This window comes from Acidihalobacter sp. (assembly GCF_037381185.1).
Classification (GTDB): Bacteria; Pseudomonadota; Gammaproteobacteria; order DSM-5130; family Acidihalobacteraceae; genus Acidihalobacter_A.
This window is the reverse complement of the sequence record NZ_JARRQY010000012.1, coordinates 75417-97438: the sequence shown is the minus strand read 5'-3', so window position 1 is coordinate 97438 and position 22022 is coordinate 75417. Positions and strand designations below refer to the sequence as shown.

The following is a 22022-nucleotide window of genomic DNA, read 5'->3' as shown; positions in this document are numbered from 1 at the left end:
ATATCCGTCATTCCACGCCGGCCGCTAGCGGTTTTTGCCATTGGATCGGAAATCGAGCGCTTGAAGTCCCGCAGGCAGGCGCATTAATGGCCAGCCAGGTACAGGCAAAATCCGGATGCCTGAGTAATAGGCAGCCTAGCCCTTCAGCTTCGCAATCGCTCCTACCCGTTCGCGCCGTAACGCTTCCGCCAGCGCCTTGCCCTTCAACCCGCGCTCAAGCAGTGGTTGCACCTCCACTTCGCGCGCCGACTGCAGGGCGCGTTGCAGGTATTCAGCCTGCGGGTAGGCGTCTTCCTCGTGGCCGAGGCGTCCGCGTGCATCGGCCGTGCAGGCGACCAGCGCGGCGGCGAAGCGTTCCGGGCGGCGGAAGGCGTCGGTGCCCTCCAGCAGCTTGAGGACGGTGGCAGGGCGCAGCTCCAGCGCGCGATGGATGTTGCCGTGTTCGCGCGCGACCAGGCGCGCCAGGTCGCGGAATTCGTTGGGTGCCTTGAAACGCGCGCAGACTTCGAGCACGAGCTTCTCGCTGCGTGCTTCGTGCCCATGGTGGCTGGGCAGCAGGTCGGTCGGGGTGGTGCCCTTGCCGAGATCGTGCAGCAGCGCGGCGAAACGGATGCTGGGCTCCGGGGAGAGGCGGGTGGCCTGGTCGAGCACGCGCATGACGTGGTCGCCGGTGTCGATTTCCGGGTGGTACTTGGCGACCTGGGGTACGCCCCACAGGCGGTCGAGTTCGGGAATCAGGCGGGCCAGCGCGCCGCAGGCGCGCAATGTCTCGATGAACGTGCGCGGCGCGGGGCCGGCCAGTGCCCGCACCAGTTCCTGCCATACGCGCTCGGGAACCAGCGCGTCGACTTCGCCCGCCTCGACCATGTTGCGCATCAGCGTCAGGGTCTCGTCGGCGACGCGGAAGCCGAGCGGCGTCAGGCGTGCGGCGAAGCGCGCCACGCGCAGGATGCGTACCGGGTCCTCGGCGAACGAGGGGGAGACGTGGCGAAGTAGGCGTTGATCAAGGTCGGCTTGCCCGCCGTAAGGGTCGATGAGCGTGCCGTCGGCGGCTTCGGCCATGGCGTTGACGGTTAGGTCGCGGCGGCGCAGGTCGTCTTCGAGGCTTACGTCGGGCGCGGTGTGGAAGGCGAAGCCGTGGTAGCCGGGCGCGGTTTTGCGCTCGGTGCGGGCGAGCGCGTATTCCTCGTTGGTCTGCGGGTGCAGGAACACGGGGAAGTCCTTGCCGACGGGGCGAAAGCCGCGTGCGCGCATTTCCTCGGGCGTGCTGCCGACGACGACCCAGTCGCGTTCCGTGACGGGCAGGCCGAGCAGGCGGTCGCGCACCGCGCCGCCGACCAGATAGGTGGACGGCGGCGGCTGTGCGGTGTCGCGGTCGTGCGGCATGTCGCTCATCTCAGCGCTCCGATTCGCGTAGGCGCTGCATCCGGCTTTGATGTTCGGCGTCGCCGAGGTAGGCGGGGGCGATCGCTTCCAGCGATGTCGGGCAGCTTGGAGTGCCTTCGGTGCATACGCTGTCGCGCTGGAGGGAGCGGTAGTTGTCACGCGAGAACGGTTTGCCGGGAGCGTATTCGAGGACGTTGGCCTGCAGCCGTGCCGCCCAGTCGGGCAGGCCGAGGATCAGTCGCCGCAATCCGAGCAGGCGGGCGGTATAACTGACCAGCTCGCGCAGGGTGTAGATGCGCGGACCGCACAGTTCGTAGCGTCGGCCATGCGTTTCGGGAGCGTTCAGCGCTTCGACGAAGGCGTCGGCGACGTCGCCGACATAGATCGGTTGGAAGCGTGCTTCGGGGCAGGCCAGGGGGAATACGCCGGGCACGGAGCGAAGCAGGCCGGCGAAGCGGTTGAGGAAGCTGTCTTCCGGGCCGAAGATGACGGAGGGACGGAAGCTGGTGACGGCGAGTTCGGGGCCCGAGAGCGTATGTGCCAGGGTCTCGGCCTCGGCCTTGCTGCGCAGATAGAAGCTGGTGTCGGCCGTGGCGTCGGCGCCCAGTGCGCTCATGTGCAGAAGGCGGTGCACGCCGTTCGCCTGGCAGGCATCGACGACCTTGCGTGCCAGCTCGACGTGCGCATGCTGGAAACCGAGGCCGCGGTGGCCGCGCTCGTTGAGGATGCCGATCAGGTTGACGACGGCCTGGGAGCCGGAGAAGGTCTGCGCCAGTGCTTGCGGGTCGTGCACGTCGGCTTCGATCAGTTCGAGGCCAGGCAGCACCAGCAGGTCGCGGTGGCGTTCGCGGCGGCGGGCGGGAATGCGCACGCGGTAGCCCGTGCGGATCAGCCGGGCGCAGAGATGGCGGCCGACGAAGCCGGTGCCGCCCAGCACGCAGACCGTGGTGATTTTCATGCCCGTGTTCCTTTGAGTTCGCGTCGACGACCGTTGCAGCTTGTTCGATGTGTCGGGCGGTGGGGCCCGGCTTCGGCGAGAATCGACGAAGAGTCCCAGTTTACAATGAATGCGTATTGCTCCGGTGCCCCGCTCAAGCTCCGAACAGGCCGTATTCAAGAGGCCGGCCGACACATACCGGCTGAAGTGGGCGATACTAGGCTACCGAAGCAGTGGGTATGCTGAGACGATTCCCAGCCGCGGATGACATAAGACCAATGAGTCGAGCGGGTATCCTTTCCGTCGTTCGGTTTGGCGTTGCGACGGAGACAATCGTGTGAATGCGGCTGGCGGACCGGTTCGCGCCGGGCGGCTCGCGCTGGGCCTCGTGCTGCTGGCCTGCATGATGGGGGCCGCCGTCGCGCAGGCGGCTGAGGTGCGCATCGCGGCAATCCGATTCGCCGGTAATGTGGTGACACGCGATTCGGTGCTCCGTCAGCAGCTCACGATCCGTGTCGGCGAACCGCTCGATCCGGCGGCGGTGGAAGCGTCGCGCCAGGCGATCATGAACCTGGGGTTGTTTGCCAAGGTGACCGACAGCGTGGAGAAGACCCCGGAGGGAGCCGTCGTGACCTTCACGGTGCGCGAGAAACTCTATACCTGGCTGCTGCCCAGGCTGGGGCGCAACACCGACGGCGATATCAGTCTCGGCGGAGAGCTGCGCTTCGACAACCTGAATGGTTTGAATCAGCGTTTGAAGTTCATCGTCGAGAAGAAGGATATCGCCGGCGGCGGTACGGAGTTGCGCAAGGCGGTGGAATTCTCCGCCCCGCGTCTGCTCGGCACGCCCTACGGCCTGGGGGCGAGTTTCGGCGAGACCAAGCATAAGGAGACCCTGTACTCGGGCGACCAGCAGGGGGAATACGATCTGCGAACGCGCTCGCTCGGGCTGGACTTGAGCCGCTGGCTGAACCGCGACGGCCCGAACAGCGGTTGGCACGGCGATGCCGGCTTGAGCGTCTCGCGACAGTACTATACCTATCGATCGGGCACGCCCGGCCTGGAACAGAACAGCCAGGACGTCAGCGTTTCCCTGGGGCTTGGCTACACGCGGGTGAACTTGCGCCGCTACGACTACCGCGACGGCCTGGAATACGGCGGCGGAGCGAGCGTCGGCGGTCCGCAGATCGGCGCCGACAACTATCATTTCAATCTGACGGGCTATCTGCGCCGCTATATGCTCTTGTCCACGCCGAACACGAATCTCAACTATCAGCTGCGTACCGGCTACTCCAATCACTCGGCGGCCGGAGGCGATGGTTTTTCCCTGGGTGGGGCGGACAGTCTGCGCGGCTACGAGCGCGGATCGGTGACCGGCGACGTCTACATGTTGGCCAACGTAGAATATCTGCGTCCGCTGTTCGGCCGGAAACGTCTGCGCGGGGTCTTGTTTACCGATATCGGCAATGCCTGGTCGCACCGCGACTTCGCACCCTGGAATCTACAGCCGTCGGTGGGTGTCGGTATACGCTGGCACATCTCCTGGCTGGTGAATGTGGACCTGCGGGTGGACGGCGCCTACGCCCTGGGACAGCGCCGCTACCAGTTCTATTTCGGAACCAAGTCGACGTTCTGAGGTGCTTGAGTTTTTGCCGAACTGTGTGAAAATCGAAACGTCCAAGGTCTTTCATCTTGTTCCGACCATGCGCTGAGGAGGATCCATGCCGGAGATGACGAGTCTGCTCGCGTTCGCAGCCGTGGCGCTGGGCGTTGTGCTGACGCCCGGTCCGAACATGGTATATCTGGTGTCGCGCTCGATCTGCCAGGGGCGCAAGGCCGGTTTGTTTTCGCTGGGCGGCGTGGCGCTGGGATTCCTGTTCTACATGCTTTGCGCCGCCTTCGGCATCACGGCGCTGCTGCTGACGGTGCCGTTCGCGTATGACACGCTGCGTTTCGCCGGCGCCGCCTACCTGCTGTATCTGGCCTGGCAGGCAATCAAGCCGGGCGGGCGTTCTCCGTTCCAGGTCAGGGTCCTGCCGGCGGACAGTAATCGCAAGCTGTTTCTGATGGGCTTCCTCACCAGTGTCCTGAATCCCAAGATCGCGGTGCTGTATCTCTCGCTGCTGCCGCAGTTCATCGATCCGCACGCCGGCAGTGTGTTGATGCAGTCGCTGGTGCTGGGTTTCGAGCAGATCGTGATCAGCCTGACCGTCAATGCGGCCATCGTGATCATGGCGGGCAGCGTCGCGGCATTCCTGGCCGCGCGGCCGGTCTGGCTGACCGTGCAGCGCTGGCTGATGGGCGGGGTGCTCACCGCCTTGGCGGCGCGGCTGGCGTTCGAGGGCGGGCGGCGGCAGGCCTAGATGTTTAACAGGCTTTCGTTGTCGCTCAGGCGAGTGCGAGAGAAGGAAAGATTAGTCGAGACAGTGCAGTTTACAAATCATAAATGAGCATTTTGAGGCTGATTCTGATGCCCTATCGTGCCGCATGAGTAGGCAACAGATAGTCTGTTAACCGCCGGTCATCGACATGAAGCGCACTATCTTGCCGGGCTCTTCGCGGAATTCGTGGCGCTCGGGCTTGAGCGTAATGGCTTCGCGCACGGCAGCTTCGAGTTCCGCGTCGCTGGCGCCCGCGCGCAGCAGCGGGCGCAGTTCGAAGCGCTCTTCCTGGCCCAGACACATGTAGAGCGTGCCGTCCACGGACAGGCGCACACGGTTGCAGGTTTCGCAGAAGTGCTGCGATATCGGTGTGATGAAGCCGATGCGCAGCGGCGTGCCGGCCACCTGCACGTAACGCGCGGGTCCGCCCCCGGGCATGACGCCGGGCAGGAGTTCGTAGCGCTCGCCCAGGCGGGCGCGCACGGTCTGCAGGTCGAGATAGCGGGAACTGGCGCTGCGGCCGGTTTTGCCCATGGGCATGGTTTCGATGAAGCGCAGCGTGAAGTCGTGTTCGAGGCAGAACGCGACCATGTCCTCCACTTCGTCGTCGTTGACGCCGCGCATGACCACCATGTTGATCTTGACCGGCGCGAATCCGGCTGCCTTTGCTGCCATCAGCCCGGCGAGCACCTTTTCGAGTTTGCCGCCAGTAATCTGCTTGAAGCGCTCGGCGCGCAGCGTGTCCAGGCTGACATTGAGCCGGCTCACGCCGGCCTCGCGCAGAGCCTGGGCGTGTTTGTTCAGGCGGGTTGCGTTGGTCGACAGGGACAGGTCGTCGACGCCCGGCAAGCGCGCCAGCCGGGCGGCAAGCTCGGGTAGGTCGCGGCGCACCAACGGTTCGCCGCCGGTGAGTCGTACGCGGCTGACGCCGAGGCGTGCGAAGGCGCCGATCACGCGTTCGATTTCGTCGAAGCGCAGCCAGTCGTCCGGTTCCTGGAAGTCCCGGAAGCCTTTGGGCATGCAGTAATCGCAGCGCAGATCGCAGCGGTCCGTCACCGATAGGCGGACATATTCGATGCGGCGGCCGAAAGGGTCGATGAGTGCGTTCATGCGTCGGAGTATACGCTTCGGTCGAATGCGGGTTAATCCCAAGCAGCTAGCTAAGGTATAGCGCTTCCCGATCTGGCGATAAGATTTTTTTGGCTTTGATTGATTGAAATTATCGCGAAATAAAAAACTCTACTTTGAGTCCGCCATGCAGGGAGAGCACACTTTGCCGTCTTAGCATCGGATACCTGCCTCTAGAGGTGTAGCATGAGCGCTTTGCCCGAATTCGAAAACCACGCGAAACAGGAAATCAAATACACGACCTGTTACATGTGTGCCTGTCGCTGCGGCATCAAGGTCACGGTCGAGGACAATGAAGTCCGCTTTATTCAGGGCAATCGCAACCACCCGATCAACAAGGGTGTGCTCTGTGCCAAGGGCAACGCGGGCATCATGAAGCAGAATTCGCCGGCCAAGCTGCGCTCGCCGCTGCTGCGCAAGCAGGGCTCGGAGCGCGGCAGCGGCGAATTCGAGGAAATCTCGATGGAGCGCGCGCTCGATATCCTCACCGAGCGCCTGCAGAAGATCCGCGAGACAGACCCCAAGAAGCTGGCCTACTTCACCGGCCGTGACCAGATGCAGGCGCTGACCGGCATGTGGGCGACGCAGTTCGGCACCATCAACTGGGCGGCGCACGGCGGTTTCTGCTCGGTGAACATGGCGGCCGGCGGCCTCTACACCATGGGCCATGCGTTCTGGGAATTCGGCGATCCGGACTGGGACCGTACCAAGTACTTCATGATGTGGGGCGTGGCCGAAGATCATGCCTCGAACCCGATCAAGATAGGCCTCGAAAAGCTCAAGCGCCGCGGCGCCAAGTTCGTCGGCGTCAATCCGGTGCGCACCGGCTACCAGGCCATCGCCGACGAGTGGATCGCGATCCGCCCCGGCACCGATGCGATGTTCGCCCTGTCCATGGCCCATGTGCTGCTCAAGCATGAGCAGTTCGACTGGGACTTCCTGGTGCGCTACACCAACACGCCCTGGCTGGTGATCAATACCCCCGGCGAGAAGGGCGACGGCCTGTTCGTGCGCGATGCCGAAGGCAAGCCGATGGCCTGGGACATGGAAAAGGAGGCTTTCGTCGACGCGATGCAGGCCGAGATCACGCCGGCGCTGTTCTGGGAAGGCAAGGGTCCCGACGGCCGCCCGGTGCGTACGGTCATGGCGATGATGGCGGAGAAGTACCTCTCCGACGAGTATTCGCCGGAGAACGCCGAGAAGGTGACCGGCATTCCGGCCGAGACCATCGAGCGCTTGGCGCTGGAGATGGCGCATGTCGCCTTCAAGGAGACCATCGAGGTCGAGACGGAGTGGACCGACTGGGCCGGCCGCAAGCACGACAAGTTCATCGGCCGTCCGGTATCCATGCATGCCATGCGCGGTATTTCCGCGCATTCCAACGGCTTCCAGGCCTGCCGCGCACTTCATCTGGTGCAGGTGCTGCTGGGCTCGATCGACTGCCCCGGCGGTCACCTGGCCAAGCCGCCGTATCCCAAGCACATCCCGCCGTCCATCAAGCCGGCCAAGGAGATGGCGCCGAACACGCCGCTCAAGAGCCCGCCGCTGGGTTTCCCGAAGGCACCCGAAGACCTCGTCATCGATGCGGACGGCAATCCGCTGCGCATCGACAAGGCGTTTTCCTGGGATGCGCCGATCTCCAACCACGGCCTGATGCATATGGTCATCACCAATGCCGTGAAGGGTGATCCCTACCCGATCGACACGCTGATGCTCTTCATGGCGAACATGGCGTGGAATTCCACCATGAACACCAAGGACGTGCAGGACATGCTGCGCTCCAAGGACGAGAACGGGGAATACAAGATCCCCTTCCTGGTGGTGAGCGACGCCTATCACTCGGAGATGGTCAATTTCGCCGACCTGGTGATCCCGGATACCACCTATCTCGAGCGTTACGACACCATCTCGATGCTCGACCGCCCGATCTCCGAGCCCGACGTGGCCGCCGACTCGATCCGCCAGCCGGTGCTCGAGCCCAAGCGCGACGTCATGGCCTGGCAGGAAGTGCAGATCGAACTGGCCTCGCGGCTCAAGTTCCCGGCCTTCACCAACGAGGACGGTTCGCGCAAGTTCAAGGACTACAAGGACTTCATCATCAACTTCGAGAAGGAGCCGGGTATTGGCTTCCTGTCCGGCTGGCGCCTGGACGACGAAGGCAACGAAGTCCATCTGCGCGGCAAGCCCAATCCTAAGCAGTGGGACCGCTATATCGAGAACCAGTCGTTCTTCTCCTACCACTTGCCGGAGCACACGCGCTACTACCGCTTCGCCAACAAGGACTACCTCGAGCTGGCCAAGCATGCCGGCTGGGCCGGCTCCACCGATCCGATCGTCATCGAGCTGTATTCCGAGACGCTGCAGAAGTTCCGCCTCGCTGGCCAGGGCCTGTACGACGGCCCCCAGCCGAGCAAGCCCGAACACAAGGAGCGCCTGGTCAAGTACTTCTCGCCGCTGCCGGAGCACTACACGCCGCTGGAGCAGTGCCGCATCGACGAGAACGAGTACCCGTTCTATGCCGTCAACCAGCGGCCCATGTTCATGTACCACTCGTGGGATTCGCAGAATGCCTGGCTGCGTCAGATCATGGCGCAGAACTACCTGTTCATGAATCGCCAGCAGGCGACCGAGATGGGCATCGAGGACAAGTCCTGGGTGTGGGTCGAATCGCACAACGGCAAGATTCGCGTGCAGGTCAAGCTCATGGAGGGCGTCGAGAGCAATACCGTGTGGACCTGGAATGCCATCGGCAAGCAGTCCGGCGCATGGGGGCTCAAGCCCGAGGCCAACGAGGCTACCAAGGGCTTCCTGATGAACCACCTGATCCGTGAGCTGCTGCCGCGCAAGGGCGATGCTGTCGACAACATCACCAATTCCGATCCGGTGACCGGTCAGGCCGCCTGGTACGACCTGCGCGTGAAGATCACGCCAGCGGCGCCGGGCGAAGAGGGTACTTGGCCGACCTTCGATACCATCAAACGCTTGCCGAACGTGCCCGAGTCGCCCGATGTGCTGCGCTACCAGGCACATCAAGCGGTCAACCTGGAACGCGACATCATGGACGTGCTGACGCGCGGCGAGAAGTAAAGGATTCTCAGGAGGCTATCAACGATGCGACTCGGTCTCGTAATCGATCTGGACACCTGCGTGGGCTGTCACGCCTGTGCGGTGGCCTGTAAGCAGTGGAACACCTCGGGTACCACCGGCCCGCTGACGGACTATCGCCCCTACGGCGAGGATCCCAGCGGCGTGTGGTTCAATCGCATCCGCCACTACGAGGTGGGCGATTACCCCAACAACAAGACCATCAACTTTCCAATGTCGTGCATGCATTGCGAGGACGCCGACTGCGTCACGGTCTGTCCCACCGGCGCTTCCTACAAGCGCAAGGAAGACGGCGTGGTGCTGGTCGATCAGACCAAGTGCATGGGCTGTAACTACTGTTCCTGGGCCTGCCCCTATGGCGCCCGCGAACTGGATCGCGAATCGGGCACGATGAAGAAGTGCACCCTGTGCATCGACCGCATCTACGACGAAAGTCTGGCTGAGATCGATCGCCAGCCGGCCTGCGTGATCACCTGCCCGGCGCATGCGCGCTTCTTCGGCGACTTCGACGATCCGGATTCCGAGGTCAGCCGTCTGGTACGCGAGCGCGATGGTCGTCAGCTCATGCCTGAGGTTGGTTACAACCCGACCAACCGCTACCTGCCGCCGCGCCTGAGCACGCCGATCCCGACCGACGATGTGCGTCGTCCGGGTTTGGCCGGCAAGGTCAAGGAATGGGTCAACAAGGCGGTGGCGCGCTGAGGCGCGCGCTTCGCTCACTGTCGAGGATATCGCACCATGCATCCGGCACTTTCCGTCATCTTCTTCACCGTCGTTTCCGGCGCGGGTTTCGGCCTGTACTCGCTGACTTCGCTGCTGCAGGTCTTTCGTCTCGGCCCGGCGCTTGACCGCTCCGAACTGCTCACCATGCTGGTTACGGCTTTCGTACTGATCATCGCCGGCCTGCTCTCGTCTACTGGGCATCTGGCCAACCCGAAAAACGCTTGGCGATCGTTTTCCCGCTTCCGTACTTCCTGGCTGTCGCGTGAGGCGGTGTTCGCGGTGTTGTTCTTCCCTTTCGCCTTCCTATACCTGGTCGGAGTGTTCTTCTACGGCGCCGAGGTGCCTGGCTTCTTCGCCCTGATGGGCGCAATCGGTATCGTGCTGGGCTTCATCACTGTGTTCTCCACCGGCATGATCTACGCATGCCTGAAGACCATCCGGCAGTGGAATACGCCGATGGTGCCAGCCAACTACCTGTTGATGGGCCTGACTCTGGGCAGCCTGTTTTATTTTGCCATCGCCGCAGGTTTTGGCGTCGATCTCAATCTGATTGGTGGTGTCGCCGGTACCGCGCTGGTAGCCACCGGCGTGATGAAGGGTATCTACTATTTCTGGATCAACAAGGTTTCCGGTCCGACCATCAAGACCGCGACCGGCTTCACCCGGGCCGCCGTGCGTCTGCTCGACACCGGGCACACTGCCGGCACCTTTCTGACCGAGGAGTTCGGCTACGAGGTCGATCCCAGTCAGCGCCGTTTACTGCGTTCGATGGTGTTCAGTTTCGGTTTCATCCTGCCGTTGGGCCTGATCGGCTGGGCCATGGTAATGCCTCAGCCCACCGCGCTGGCGGTGCTGGCGGTGATTTCCTCGCTGATCGGCAAGGGCGTCGAACGCTGGCTGTTCTTCGCGGAGGCGCGACACGTGGTCAACTTGTATCACGGGGCGCAGAATACCTGAGCCTAGGATGGAATTGACGGACGCTTCGAGCGTCCGTCGTCCTTTGGGTACCGAGGTCAGTTTCTGGGCTGTGACTGAGATGAGGTGTTTCGGAGGGGCTTCATCTACATCATGTTTGGCCGTTCTGATGCGATTCCAAGTTTGTGAGTTCGCTTGGCAGTGCGGTGAAGTTCGCATTTTTCTGGGCGGTAGGGCTGGTTTCGGGCGCGATTCGATGCCTGGGGATTCGCTCCGAATTGGTGACGCGCCCGAGCCGATTTGTTCGGCGCATCTCTGCGCCTCACCCAAGGAGGGGTAATACTGGAAACGCTGATTCGCGCCCGAAACCGGCCTCAGCGCCAAAAACAGGAAAAGGTTTCACCGCATCGCCAACAGAAACCATATATCCCGGATTGCGCCCGACACCAATCACCCAGGCCAACATAATGGTCGCCTGCAGTCACGCAAGTGCCTCTGACGCGCACCCGAAAAGAACCCTAGCCGCCAGAAGAATGCGTTGCTCAGCGCGGCACGCCAAGTGCCGCTTCAGCTCTCCGGCTGCGGCGTGCTGCGCGGCCGCCGCCGACGCCGCCGGCGCTTGTTGGCCTGACCTTCACCGCCTTCCGAAGATGCCGGCGCAGAAGACGCCTGCGGGGCGGCCTTGTCGCCGTGCAGGCGAGGCTTGCCGCCACGCGTCGGGTGGCGCGGCGCGCGTTCCTGGCGGACCGGCGGTTCTGGCTTGACCAGCAGTTCGGCGTCGACGCCTTCGACAGGCAGTTTGTGGCCGATGTACTCCTCGATTTCCGGCAGGTAGAACGCCGTGTCCTCGCAGGCGAAGCTTACCGCGTCGCCTTTGGCGCCGGCGCGGGCGGTACGCCCGATGCGGTGCACGTAGTCCTCTGCCGACTGTGGCAGGTCGAAATTGAAGACGTGCGTGACGTCCGGGATGTGCAGGCCGCGGGCGGCGACGTCGGTGGCGACCATGACCGTGCATTCGCCGTTTTCGAAAGCCTTGAGCAGGCTCTGGCGTTTCTTTTGCGGCACGTCGCCGGACAGCAGGGCAACCGTGTATCCGTTGCCCTCCAGATAACCGGCGACGAGTTCGGTGCCGCGCTTGGTGTTGCTGAACACGATGCTTCGCTCGGGCTGTTCCTTCCGCAGGATGCCGAGCAGCAACGGGATCTTGTCGGCATTGGCGGGGAAGAACACCTGTTCGCGCACGCGCTCGGCGGTGACCTGATCCGGCTCGATCTGCACACGCTGCGGATTGTTCATGTGTTCGTAGGCCAGCTCCATGACGCGATAGGACAGCGTGGCGGAGAACAGCATGGACAGACGCTTTTCCGGTGCCGGCATGCGCCGCAGCAGGAAGCGGATGTCCTTGATGAAGCCGAGGTCGAACATGCGGTCGGCTTCGTCGAGCACCATGACCTGCGTGGCGCGCAGATCGAAGACATGTTGCTTGAAGTAGTCGATGATGCGCCCGGGAGTGCCGATCAGCACGTCGACGCCGTCGGCGAGCTGCTGCCGCTGTTTCTCGTAGTCCACGCCGCCGTAGACTAGGCCGAGGATGAGTCCGGTATGCGAGCCGAGGGCGACGGCATCCTTGTGAATCTGGATGGCCAGTTCGCGCGTCGGCGCGAGAACCACTGCGCGCGGCTGATTCGCGCGCCGTTCGGCGGCGGGCGGATGGCGTAGGAGATGGTTGAAGATGACGATGAGAAAGGCGGCGGTTTTGCCGGTGCCGGTCTGGGCCTGCCCGGCGACGTCGTGCCCGGCCAGGGCGATGGGCAGCGTTGCTGCCTGCACCGGCGTGGCCTGAGAGAATCCGCAGTCGCCAATGCCTGTGAGTATGGTTTCGGCCAGCTCGAAATGATCGAAATGGACGTCTGAAAGATGTGTGTCGCTCATGCGGATGTCAAAGTCCTGCGTGATGGCAGTTTTCGTGCAACCGCCTGTGTCGTATGGGCAAGGCGCTGATGCGCTGCCGCAACAATGCGCGTTTTTACTTGGCTTGATCGCGCCAAGCGCGCCTGCCGCTGGCGGTATGGCTCGGAACGAACGAGGGCCGCTGGCGGTGTCGTTTGGGCCGGTATGGGGGCGTGGGGTTGTTCGCGCTAGGGTTGAAATGGTGCGCGCAATAGCCCCACAATCGCCTGACCCCTATTATATTAGGGCACACGGCGGCCGCAGAAGTCTGCACCATAGCCATAACCTGCCGCCTTGCCAAGTATGTGTTCCCGGAGGCTAAAGTGAGCGACAAGATTGTCCATGTATCCGATAGCGAGTTCGAGGCGGAGGTCCTGCAGTCCGAGCAGCCTGTGCTGGTCGACTATTGGGCGGAATGGTGCGGCCCGTGCAAGATGATTGCGCCGGTGCTCGACGAGATCGCCGATGAGTACGAGGGCAGGCTCAAGATCGCGAAGCTCAACATCGACGACAATCCCGGCACTCCACCGAAATACGGCATTCGAGGCATTCCGACGCTGATGCTGTTCAAAGGCGGCAGTGTCGAGGCGACCAAGGTCGGAGCGGTGTCCAAGTCGCAATTGACCGCCTTCATCGACCAGAATATCTGAAAACAAGGCGTCCAGCCCCGTGCGGGGCTAGACGCCTTTGTATAGGCGTGGTAAATTTCCGGGAGTTGAAGGTCCGTAAACAATCCTGGACCGCATTCGAGCATCTCTTCTCCCTTTCGTAGAACCCGCCTGTCATGGGCTGCGGTTTACGTAATTCTTAAAATCAGACAACCCCTCCTTCTGAATACCCATGAATCTGACCGAACTGAAACTTAAGCCGGCTGCCGAGCTGGTCGAAATCGCGCGCAACATGAAACTCGAGGGCATGGCGCGAGCCCGCAAACAGGACATTATTTTCGCCATCCTCAAGGCGCATGCGAAAAGCGGCGAGGACATCTACGGCGACGGTGTGCTAGAGATTCTGCAGGACGGTTTCGGTTTCTTGCGCGGAGGGGACAGTTCCTATCTCGCCGGGCCGGACGATATCTACGTTTCGCCCAGTCAGATCCGGCGCTTCAATCTGCGCACCGGCGATACGATTTCCGGCAAGATCCGTCCGCCCAAGGAGGGTGAGCGCTATTTCGCCCTGCTCAAGGTCGACAACATCAACTTCGAGCCGCCGGAGAACGCCAAGAACAAGGTGTTGTTCGAGAACCTGACGCCGCTGCACGCGCAGTCTCGCATGCGAATGGAGCTTGGCAACGGCAGCACCGAGGACATCACCGCCCGCGTCATCGACATCGTGTCGCCGTTTGGCAAGGGCCAGCGCGGCCTGATTGTTTCCCCGCCCAAGGCGGGCAAGACCATGATGCTGCAGAACATCGCACAGAGTATCGCTGCCAACTATCCCGACTGCTATCTCATCGTGCTGCTCATCGACGAGCGCCCTGAGGAAGTGACCGAGATGTCGCGCATGGTGCGCGGCGAAGTGATCGCTTCGACCTTCGACGAGCCGGCCGCGCGCCACGTGCAGGTTGCCGAGATGGTGATCGAGAAGGCCAAGCGCCTGGTCGAGCACAAGCGCGACGTGGTGATCCTGCTCGACTCGATCACCCGCCTGGCGCGCGCCTACAACACCGTGGTGCCTTCATCCGGCAAGGTGCTCACCGGCGGTGTCGACGCCAATGCCCTGCACCGGCCGAAGCGTTTTTTCGGTGCCGCGCGCAATCTGGAGGAGGGCGGTTCGCTGACCATCCTCGCCACCGCCCTGATCGACACCGGTTCGAAGATGGATGAAGTCATCTACGAGGAATTCAAGGGTACCGGCAACATGGAGGTCCACCTCGACCGCCGCATCGCCGAGAAGCGGGTTTATCCCGCGATCAACATCAACCGTTCAGGTACCCGCCGCGAGGAACTGCTCACCGATCCGGAAGAGCTTCAGAAGCTCTGGATCCTGCGCAAGTTCCTGCATGCTATGGATGACCTCGAGGCGATGGAATTCCTGCTTGGCCGTCTGCAGCAGACCAAGACCAACAACGAGTTCTTCGATGCGATGAAGCGCTCCTGAGGCGCTTTACGACGCTCGTTCCCTCCGCGTTTACGATGCGCTGGGAACGATGCAGTAGGGATTGGCTCCCCAGACTTGCGAGGCGTATTCGCTGACCGTACGGTCGATCGAAAACTTTCCCATGCGGGCGGTATTGAGCATCGCCTTATGCGTCCAGCTCTCCGGTTCGTGGTAGAGACGGTCGACCTCCTCCTGTGCCGCGATATAGGCAGCGTAGTCGGCAAGCACGAGGAAATGATCCACGTTCAGCAGATTGCGTACGATCGCTTCATGCCGGTGCGGGTCGTCGGGAGCGAAGAAGTCGCTGTCGATCATGTCCAGCGCGCGTTTGAGTTCGGGATTGGACTCGTAGTAGTACCTCGGCCGGTAACCTTCGGCGCGTAGCTGCGAGACGCCGTCCGTACGCAGGCCGAAGATGAAGATGTTCTCCTCGCCTACCTCCTCGCGGATTTCCACGTTGGCGCCGTCCAGGGTGCCGATGGTCAGCGCTCCGTTGAGCGCGAGTTTCATATTGCCGGTGCCCGAGGCCTCGGTGCCGGCCGTCGATATCTGTTCGGACAGATCGGCCGCGGGGATGATCCGCGAGGCGCAGCTGACCTCGTAGTTCGGGATGAACACGCACTTGAGCTGGTCGCCGATGGCGGGGTCGTTGTTGACCACGTCGGCAACGTCGTTGATCAGTCGGATGATGCGCTTGGCCATGACGTAGGCCGGCGCCGCCTTGCCCGCGAAGATCACCACGCGCGGCACGCGCATGTCGGACATTCCGTCGCGTATGCGATTGTAGAGCGTGACGACGTGCAGCAGGTTGAGCAGCTGCCGCTTGTACTCGTGGATGCGCTTGATCTGTACGTCGAACAGCGCATGCGGATCGACGGCAATGTCCAGCGTGTGGCGGATGTAATCCGACAGCGCGTGCTTGTTGGCGAGCTTGACCGTGCGGAATTCTTCCCGGCAACCGGCGTCCTCGGCGAAGTTCTGCAGGCGCCGGATGTCCGAGAGGTCGTGTATCCAGTCGATGCCGATATGTTCGCTGATCAGGCCGGCCAGCCTCGGGTTCGCCTGATGCAGCCACAGACGCGGGGTGATGCCGTTGGTCACGTTGATGAAACGTCCCGGCATGATGCGATAGAAGTCGGCGAACAGCGTGTCCTTGAGCAGGCTGCTGTGCAGCTCGGCCACGCCGTTGACGCGGTGGCTGCCGACCACGGCCAGATTGGCCATGCGCACGCGGCGCTCGCCGTCCTCGCCGATCAGCGAAACGCTCGCCAGCAGGTCGTTGTCGCCCGGGAAGCGGTGGCGTACGTCGGTCAGGAGCGCATGATTGATGTCGTAGATGATCTGCATGTGCCGCGGCAATACGCGCGTCATCAGTTCGACCGGCCAGGTCTCCAGCGCTTCCGGCATCAGCGTGTGGTTGGTGTAGCCGAAGGTGCCTACGGTGATTTCCCAGGCCTCCTTCCAGCTCAGGGCGTGCTTGTCGACCAGCAGGCGCATCAGTTCGGCCACGGCGATGGCGGGATGCGTGTCGTTGAGCTGAATGGCGGTCTGTACGTGTAGCTGGCGGATGTCGTAGCCGCGCTGCAGATGGTAGGCGAGAATGTCCTGCAGCGATGCCGAGACGAAGAAATACTCCTGTTTCAGACGCAGTTCACGACCGGCCTGGCTGGAGTCGTTGGGATAGAGTACGCGGGAGATGTTCTCGGACAGGATTTTCTGTTCGACCGCGCCCATGTAGTCGCCCTCGTTGAAGGAGCCGAGTTCGAACTCGCGCGATGCCCTGGCCGACCACAGGCGTAGGTCGTTGACGTTGCCGCCGCCGACTTTGGCACCATAGCCGGCGACGGGAATGTCGTAGGCCAGTGCGAGTACGCTGTCGCCGCCTTCCCAGTGGTGGCGCGGGGCGCCGTCGGGGGCGGTGTGACTGATCAGGTATCCGTTGAAACGTACGACGTAGCTGTGCTCAGGCCGTGGAATCTCCCAGGGGTTGCCATAGCGCAGCCAAGCGTCGGGGTGTTCGACCTGCACGCCGTTTTCGATCACCTGGCGGAACATGCCGTAGTCGTAGCGGATGCCGTAGCCGTAACCCGGCAGGCAGAGGGTCGCCATGGAGTCGAGGATGCAGGCGGCCAGACGGCCGAGGCCGCCGTTGCCGAGCGCCGCATCGGGTTCCAGCTCGGCGATTTCCGCGAGGTCGACGCCGAAGTCGGCCAGGGCATCGCGTGTGACGTCGTAAATGCCCATGTTCATCAGCGCATTGATCAGCAGGCGCCCGATGAGGAATTCCATCGACAGATAGAACACCCGCTTGGAGCCTGTTTCGGTGTAGTGCCGGCGCGTCAGCATCCAGCGTTCGAGCATGCGTTCGCGTGTGGCCATGGCGATGGCATTGAGCCAGTCACGCGCCGTGGCGTGTTCCGGGTCGGTGCCGAGTTCGTGCAGCAGGCGGCTGCAGATGGAGAGCTTGAGTCCCTCCTTGTCCATCCCCAGCGGCAAATCGCAAGTCTTTGAGTCCATGTCCATGGTGCGAGCTCCAGCGCTGATGTGGTCATTCGGTACGCAATCCGCATGCCAGCGGGGTGTAACATCGGTACTTCGGTGCGGCGTCGGAAGAGCCTGTCAGGCGTCCCGTTTCAGGGCGCGGTGCCCGATATCGGTGCGGTAGTACTTGCCGGGCCAGACGACCGCATCCGCCAGGACGTAGGCCATGCGCTGGGCGTCGGCGAAGTTTTCGCCCAGCGCGGTCGCGCACAGAACCCGCCCGCCGTCGCTCAAAATCTGTCCGTCGTCTAGGCGTGTGCCAGCATGGAAGAGTTTGCGTTCTCCGCCGTCTTCGGGCAATAGGCCGAGATCATCGCCCTTGGCATACGCGCCGGGGTAACCGCGTGCGGCGAGCACCACGCCCAGTGCGACGCGCCGGTCCCATCGCGCGGTGACGTCGTCGAGATGGCCGTTCAGCGCCGCTTCGATCAGTTCGACCAGATCGGACTCCAGGCGCATCATGATCGGCTGGGTTTCCGGGTCGCCGAAGCGGCAGTTGAATTCGACCACGCGCGGATTGCCCTGCGGGTCGATCATCAGGCCGGCATAGAGAAAGCCACTAAACGGCGTGCCTTCGCTGGCCAGGCCCGCCACGGTCGGTGCCATGATTTCGTGCATCACGCGCTCATGCACTTCGGGGGTGACGATGGGAGCGGGCGAGTAGGCGCCCATGCCGCCGGTGTTGGGGCCGCAGTCGCCGTCGTCGCGGGCCTTGTGGTCCTGCGAACTGGCCATGGGCAGGATGTGCTCACCGTCGACCATGCAGATGAAGCTGGCTTCCTCGCCCTGCAGGAATTCCTCGATGACCACGCGGTGGCCGGCCTCGCCGAAGGCGTTGCCGGCGAGCATGTCGTGTACCGCAGCCACGGCCTCGTCGATGCCCTGGGCAACGACCACGCCCTTGCCAGCGGCAAGGCCGTCGGCCTTGACCACGATCGGTGCGCCGCGGTCGTGGATGAAGTCGACCGCGGCTGCGACTTCGGTGAACACGCCATAGGCGGCGGTGGGGATGCCGTGGCGCTGCAGAAAGTCCTTGGTGAATGCCTTGGAGCCCTCCAGGCGCGCGGCGTCGCGAGTCGGGCCGAAGATGCGCAGGCCGGCATCGCGGAAAGTGTCGACCACGCCGTCGACCAGAGGCGCTTCGGGACCCACTACGGTAAGGTCGATGACGTGTTCCTCGGCGAAGCGCAGCAGCGTCGGGATGTCGCTGGCGGCGATGGCGACGTTTTCGATGCCCGGTTCATGGGCGGTGCCCGCGTTGCCGGGACAGACGTAGACGGTTTCCGCGCGCGGCGACTGCGCGAGTTTCCAGGCGAGGGCGTGTTCGCGCCCGCCGCCGCCGATGACCATTATCTTCATGCGTATTAGCGCCTCAGGTGAGCTTCGGTTGTCGGGGCGTTCAAGTGTTACTTTGCACCAGTTCGACGGCCATGGGATCCTTTTTGTCCTCGGTCGCCGGCGGGCGCAGCGTGAATTCGAAAATGTGTTCGCGCGAGGGCAGGTGCCGCGTGTCGAAGCCCGTGGGCAGCTGTGAGGCGTGGAAGAATGCTGTGCCGTAGGGCGATTGCGAATCGCGGGTGTCGGTCACGTGCAGTTCGGGGCAGATGCGGCGCAGATAGCGCAGGAAGCCGAAGCCCTTGTCCTGGTCGTAGTGGTAGCAGACGCCGCGCATGCGCGAATCGTAAGCGCCCCATTCGTGCTCGCCCTTGATCGGCAGCAGTCCGGGTACGAGGTAGCCGGACATGTACATGTCGGCCTCGCGCTTGAGATCGGCGGACACGTTGTTGAAGGCGATGACCTCGGCACGGCAGCCCTGGTTCTGCAGGGCGCGCACCAGATAGGCGAAGTCGCCGTCGCCGCTGGCGATGACGATGCGGTCCAGCCGTCCGCACTGCGTCAGCGCATCGACGGCGAGTTCCAGATCCATGTTGGCCTTGCCGTAGCGGTCGCCGTTGTCGTCGGTGTACCAGCGTACGTTCTTGACGATGACCTTGTAGCCGAGGTCGCGCAGCGCGGCGTGGAACTGGCGCTGTCCGTGACGATAGCTGAAGTCGTCGGCCGCCTTGTCGGCGTCGTAGGCGAGGTAGGCGTTGAGCCTGACAGGGTGGGCGCCGTCACGGCAGGCGAAATCGCGCAGCGCATCGAACTGCATGCGGTAGCCGCCGTTGAGGTGGATGTTGCTGACGTCGACGTAGACGCCGACGCGCAGTGAGGAGTTCATCGGTTGGATCTCCGGCGTGTATGTTTTGCGCCGCCGTTGCGGCCGCGCGGTGTTTTGAAAAAGCCCGGCTTATTCTACACGGGTTAGCGGAAGGCTCTGCCACGCGGATGGTGTTCGAATGGCGCATAATGCCGGCTTGCCAATTTCATACTCGGGGGATGCATGGATAGGCTGAAAGCGGAATCCACGGGCGGCGTGGTCACCGCGCCGCATGCGCTGGCGGCGCAGGCCGGGCGCGGCGTGCTCAGGCGAGGCGGCAATGCGCTGGAGGCGGCGGTAGCCGTGGCATCGTCCATCGCCGTGGTCTATCCGCATATGAACAGCCTCGGCGGCGATGCCTTCTGGCTCATCGCCGATGCCGACGGCGGATTGCACGGCCTGGATGCGGCCGGCCCCTCAGGACAGGCTTACGGCCCCGCGATCTATGACGGGGAAAGCGCATTGCCCGAGCGCGGCGGTTTGGCTGCGATCACTGTGGCCGGTGCGGTCGGTGCCTGGCAGGAGGCTTACGATTTCAGCCGCAGCCGATGGGGCGGTGCCCTGCCCTGGGCGGATCTGTTGGCCGATGCGCGCCGCTGGGCCGAGGACGGCAGTCCGGTCAGCGACAGCCATGCCGCGACTCTGGCCGCGCTGCCGGAGGCGGTGCGCGCCCTGCCGGGTTTTGCGCAGACCTTTTTGCCGGATGGTCGGGCGCCTGCGGTGGGCGAATTGTTCCATCAGCCTTCGCTGGGCCGGACGCTTGCCGAGCTGCAGGCCGAAGGCGCCGAAACTTTCTACCGCGGCGCGCTCGCCGAACGCCTAGCCGAAGGTCTGCGGGCCGGCGGGAGCCTGCTGCGGGGCGAGGACCTGGCGGCCTATCGCCCGCGCTGGGTGGAGCCGCTGCGACTGCCCTACGCGCGCGGCGAGCTGGTCAACATGCCGCCGCCCAGCCAGGGCTTCGCTTCGATGATGATCGCCGGGGTGCTGGAGCGCTTTGGCCTGAGTGGCATGGACCCGCTCGGCGCCGATTACGTGCATGCGGCAGTCGAGGCGACCAAGAGCGTGTTCGCATTGCGCGACCGCTATTTGTGCGACGCCGATTTTTCGCCGGTACCCTTGGGCCAGCTGCTCGATCCGATCATGCTCGAACGCCTCGCTCTTGCCGTCGATCCCGCGCGCGCGGCTGCGCCCGGACGAGCGCCGGCGCCCGGCGATACGGTTTGGTTCGGCGTGGTGGACGCTCAGGGGCGTGCGGTGAGCGTGATCCAGAGCATCTATCACGAGTTCGGCTGTGGTGTGGTCGCGGGCGACACCGGTGTCGTGTGGAACAATCGCGGTTGCGCGTTCTCGCTGGATAGGCAGCATCCGAACGCACTCGCGCCCGGCAAGCGCCCGTTCCACACGCTCAACCCGGCGATGTACCGTGAGGATGAGCGCGTGAGGCTGGTGTACGGCACGATGGGGGGCGACGGTCAACCGCAGACGCAGGCGGCGATACTCACCCGAGTGCTGGATTTCGGCATGTCGCCGGCCGAGGCGGTGGCGGCGCCGCGCTGGCTGTACGGGCGTACCTGGGGCGAAAGCAGCGCCGGATTGCGTTTGGAGCGGCGTTTCGCTCCGGAGGTGTTCGAGGAGTTGGAACGCCGCGGACACGAGGTCAATCGGGTGCCGGAGTACAGCGACGTGATGGGGCATGCGGGCATGATTCGCGTCAACCGCGGAGAGCTGGGTTTGCAGCTGGAGGCTGCAACGGATCCGCGCAGCGATGGTGCGGCGCTCGGGATCTGAGTTATAGCCTATCCTTCGTTCGGTTTATTGCCGGAGCAACTGACTGTTTGGGAGTAATGGATGACTCTGATTCTGTTCCTCGGTGTGGGTGTGGTCGCGGGCTTGCTGGCGGGAATGCTGGGGGTCGGCGGGGGCATCGTGATCGTGCCGGTGCTGCTTACCGCATTCCACTACCTTGACGTTGCACCTGGTGTGACGGCGCATCTGGCGATCGGAACCTCGCTGGCGACGATCGTGTTCACCTCTCTGTCGGCGATTCGCGCGCAGCAGCGCAAGCGTGCGATCGACTGGCCGCTGGTGTTCGCCCTGGTGCCTTCGGTGATTATCGGTAGTTTTCTCAGTGGTTATGTGGCGGGCTCGATTCCCGGCAATCTGCTGCGCACGCTGTTCGGTGGATTCCTGGTGTTGGCCGGCGTGCAGTTGCTGCTCAACTGGCGCCCGGGTGGACACCGGGGATTGCCGGGGCGCGTCGGACTTTGGGTGTCCGGAGGCGTGATCGGCATGGTTTCCGCCCTGGTCGGCATTGGTGGCGGCACGCTGACGGTGCCTTTCCTCAGTTGGTGCAACGTGGAGATGAAGCGTGCTGTGGCGGCTTCTTCGACGCTGGGTTTCGGCCTGGCGCTGTTCGGCGCGACGGGTTTCGTGCTTGCCGGCTGGGGCCATCCAGAACTGCCGTCCTGGAGTCTGGGTTACGTCTATTTGCCGGCCTGGCTGGGTATCAGTGCCACGGCGGTGCTATTCGCCCCCTTGGGTGTGCGATTGTCGCACGCCTTGCCGGTGGCGACGCTCAAGCGGGTCTTTGGCGTGCTGCTGCTGCTCGTCGCGGTGCGAATGTTGTTGTTTCGCTAGTCGTCGGAAGGTGGCTGCT

At 63.4% G+C, this 22022-nt stretch carries 17 protein-coding genes; 9 read left to right on the top strand and 8 right to left on the bottom strand.

The window, feature by feature from the left end:
• Positions 1-135: 135 nt before the first annotated feature.
• A complete protein-coding gene (locus tag P8014_RS06280) occupies positions 136-1395 on the bottom strand; it encodes a multifunctional CCA addition/repair protein (protein WP_337816453.1) in 1260 nt (419 codons plus the stop codon).
• A gap of 1 nt (position 1396) precedes the next feature.
• Positions 1397-2344 carry a complex I NDUFA9 subunit family protein gene (locus P8014_RS06275; protein WP_337816452.1) on the bottom strand — a complete coding sequence of 316 codons (948 nt, stop codon included), beginning with the start codon at positions 2342-2344 and terminating at the stop codon, positions 1397-1399.
• Positions 2345-2660: 316 nt separating this feature from the next.
• Here P8014_RS06275 and P8014_RS06270 point away from each other — a divergent pair, with 316 nt between their 5' ends.
• Entirely contained in the window at positions 2661-3959 is a 1299-nt protein-coding gene (locus P8014_RS06270) for a BamA/TamA family outer membrane protein (RefSeq protein WP_337816451.1), read from the top strand.
• A gap of 85 nt (positions 3960-4044) precedes the next feature.
• Complete coding sequence (locus P8014_RS06265) at positions 4045-4686, top strand: LysE family translocator (protein ID WP_337816450.1); 642 nt, start codon at positions 4045-4047, stop codon at positions 4684-4686.
• 147 nt (positions 4687-4833) lie between these two features.
• On the opposite strand, the gene moaA is transcribed toward P8014_RS06265, so the two are convergent.
• On the bottom strand, positions 4834-5814 hold the full coding sequence (moaA, locus tag P8014_RS06260) for a GTP 3',8-cyclase MoaA (RefSeq protein WP_337816449.1): 981 nt from the start codon (positions 5812-5814) through the stop codon (positions 4834-4836).
• A 204-nt stretch (positions 5815-6018) separates the two neighbouring features.
• Here moaA and P8014_RS06255 point away from each other — a divergent pair, with 204 nt between their 5' ends.
• From P8014_RS06255 to P8014_RS06245, 3 genes are read left to right on the top strand one after another with little or no spacing between them, the layout of a single operon-like run.
• Positions 6019-8919, top strand: coding sequence for a molybdopterin oxidoreductase family protein (locus tag P8014_RS06255; protein WP_337816448.1), 2901 nt, complete (start codon positions 6019-6021; stop codon positions 8917-8919).
• A 24-nt stretch (positions 8920-8943) separates the two neighbouring features.
• On the top strand, positions 8944-9639 hold the full coding sequence (locus P8014_RS06250) for a 4Fe-4S dicluster domain-containing protein (RefSeq protein ID WP_337816447.1): 696 nt from the start codon (positions 8944-8946) through the stop codon (positions 9637-9639).
• 36 nt (positions 9640-9675) lie between these two features.
• Positions 9676-10617 carry a DmsC/YnfH family molybdoenzyme membrane anchor subunit gene (locus P8014_RS06245; RefSeq protein WP_337816446.1) on the top strand — a complete coding sequence of 314 codons (942 nt, stop codon included), beginning with the start codon at positions 9676-9678 and terminating at the stop codon, positions 10615-10617.
• A gap of 280 nt (positions 10618-10897) precedes the next feature.
• On the opposite strand, the gene P8014_RS06240 is transcribed toward P8014_RS06245, so the two are convergent.
• On the bottom strand, positions 10898-11041 hold the full coding sequence (locus P8014_RS06240) for a hypothetical protein (protein ID WP_337816445.1): 144 nt from the start codon (positions 11039-11041) through the stop codon (positions 10898-10900).
• 101 nt (positions 11042-11142) lie between these two features.
• A complete protein-coding gene (rhlB, locus tag P8014_RS06235) occupies positions 11143-12507 on the bottom strand; it encodes an ATP-dependent RNA helicase RhlB (RefSeq protein WP_337816444.1) in 1365 nt (454 codons plus the stop codon).
• Between the two features lie 341 nt (positions 12508-12848).
• On the opposite strand from rhlB, the gene trxA reads away from it, so the two are divergent.
• Entirely contained in the window at positions 12849-13175 is a 327-nt protein-coding gene (gene trxA, locus P8014_RS06230) for a thioredoxin TrxA (RefSeq protein ID WP_337816443.1), read from the top strand.
• A gap of 190 nt (positions 13176-13365) precedes the next feature.
• Entirely contained in the window at positions 13366-14625 is a 1260-nt protein-coding gene (rho, locus tag P8014_RS06225; protein WP_337816442.1) for a transcription termination factor Rho, read from the top strand.
• 30 nt (positions 14626-14655) lie between these two features.
• Here the strand turns inward: rho and P8014_RS06220 are convergent, their stop codons facing one another.
• The 3 genes from P8014_RS06220 to P8014_RS06210 all read right to left on the bottom strand — a co-directional run bounded on the left by P8014_RS06220 (position 14656) and on the right by P8014_RS06210 (position 19387).
• Positions 14656-17148 (bottom strand): glycogen/starch/alpha-glucan phosphorylase, encoded by a 2493-nt coding sequence (locus P8014_RS06220; RefSeq protein WP_337816441.1) that lies wholly within the window; start codon positions 17146-17148, stop codon positions 14656-14658.
• A 96-nt stretch (positions 17149-17244) separates the two neighbouring features.
• Positions 17245-18525, bottom strand: coding sequence for a phosphoribosylamine--glycine ligase (purD, locus tag P8014_RS06215; RefSeq protein ID WP_337816440.1), 1281 nt, complete (start codon positions 18523-18525; stop codon positions 17245-17247).
• Positions 18526-18565: 40 nt separating this feature from the next.
• Entirely contained in the window at positions 18566-19387 is an 822-nt protein-coding gene (locus tag P8014_RS06210; protein WP_337816439.1) for an NYN domain-containing protein, read from the bottom strand.
• A gap of 162 nt (positions 19388-19549) precedes the next feature.
• Here P8014_RS06210 and ggt point away from each other — a divergent pair, with 162 nt between their 5' ends.
• Both ggt and P8014_RS06200 read left to right on the top strand, forming a co-directional pair.
• Positions 19550-21154: a gamma-glutamyltransferase gene (gene ggt, locus P8014_RS06205; RefSeq protein ID WP_337816438.1), complete on the top strand. Its 1605-nt coding sequence runs from the start codon at positions 19550-19552 to the stop codon at positions 21152-21154.
• Positions 21155-21214: 60 nt separating this feature from the next.
• The gene (locus tag P8014_RS06200) at positions 21215-22003 is read left to right on the top strand and encodes a sulfite exporter TauE/SafE family protein (protein WP_337816437.1); all 789 of its coding nucleotides are present in this window, start codon (positions 21215-21217) and stop codon (positions 22001-22003) included.
• The last annotated feature ends 19 nt before the right edge of the window (positions 22004-22022 follow it).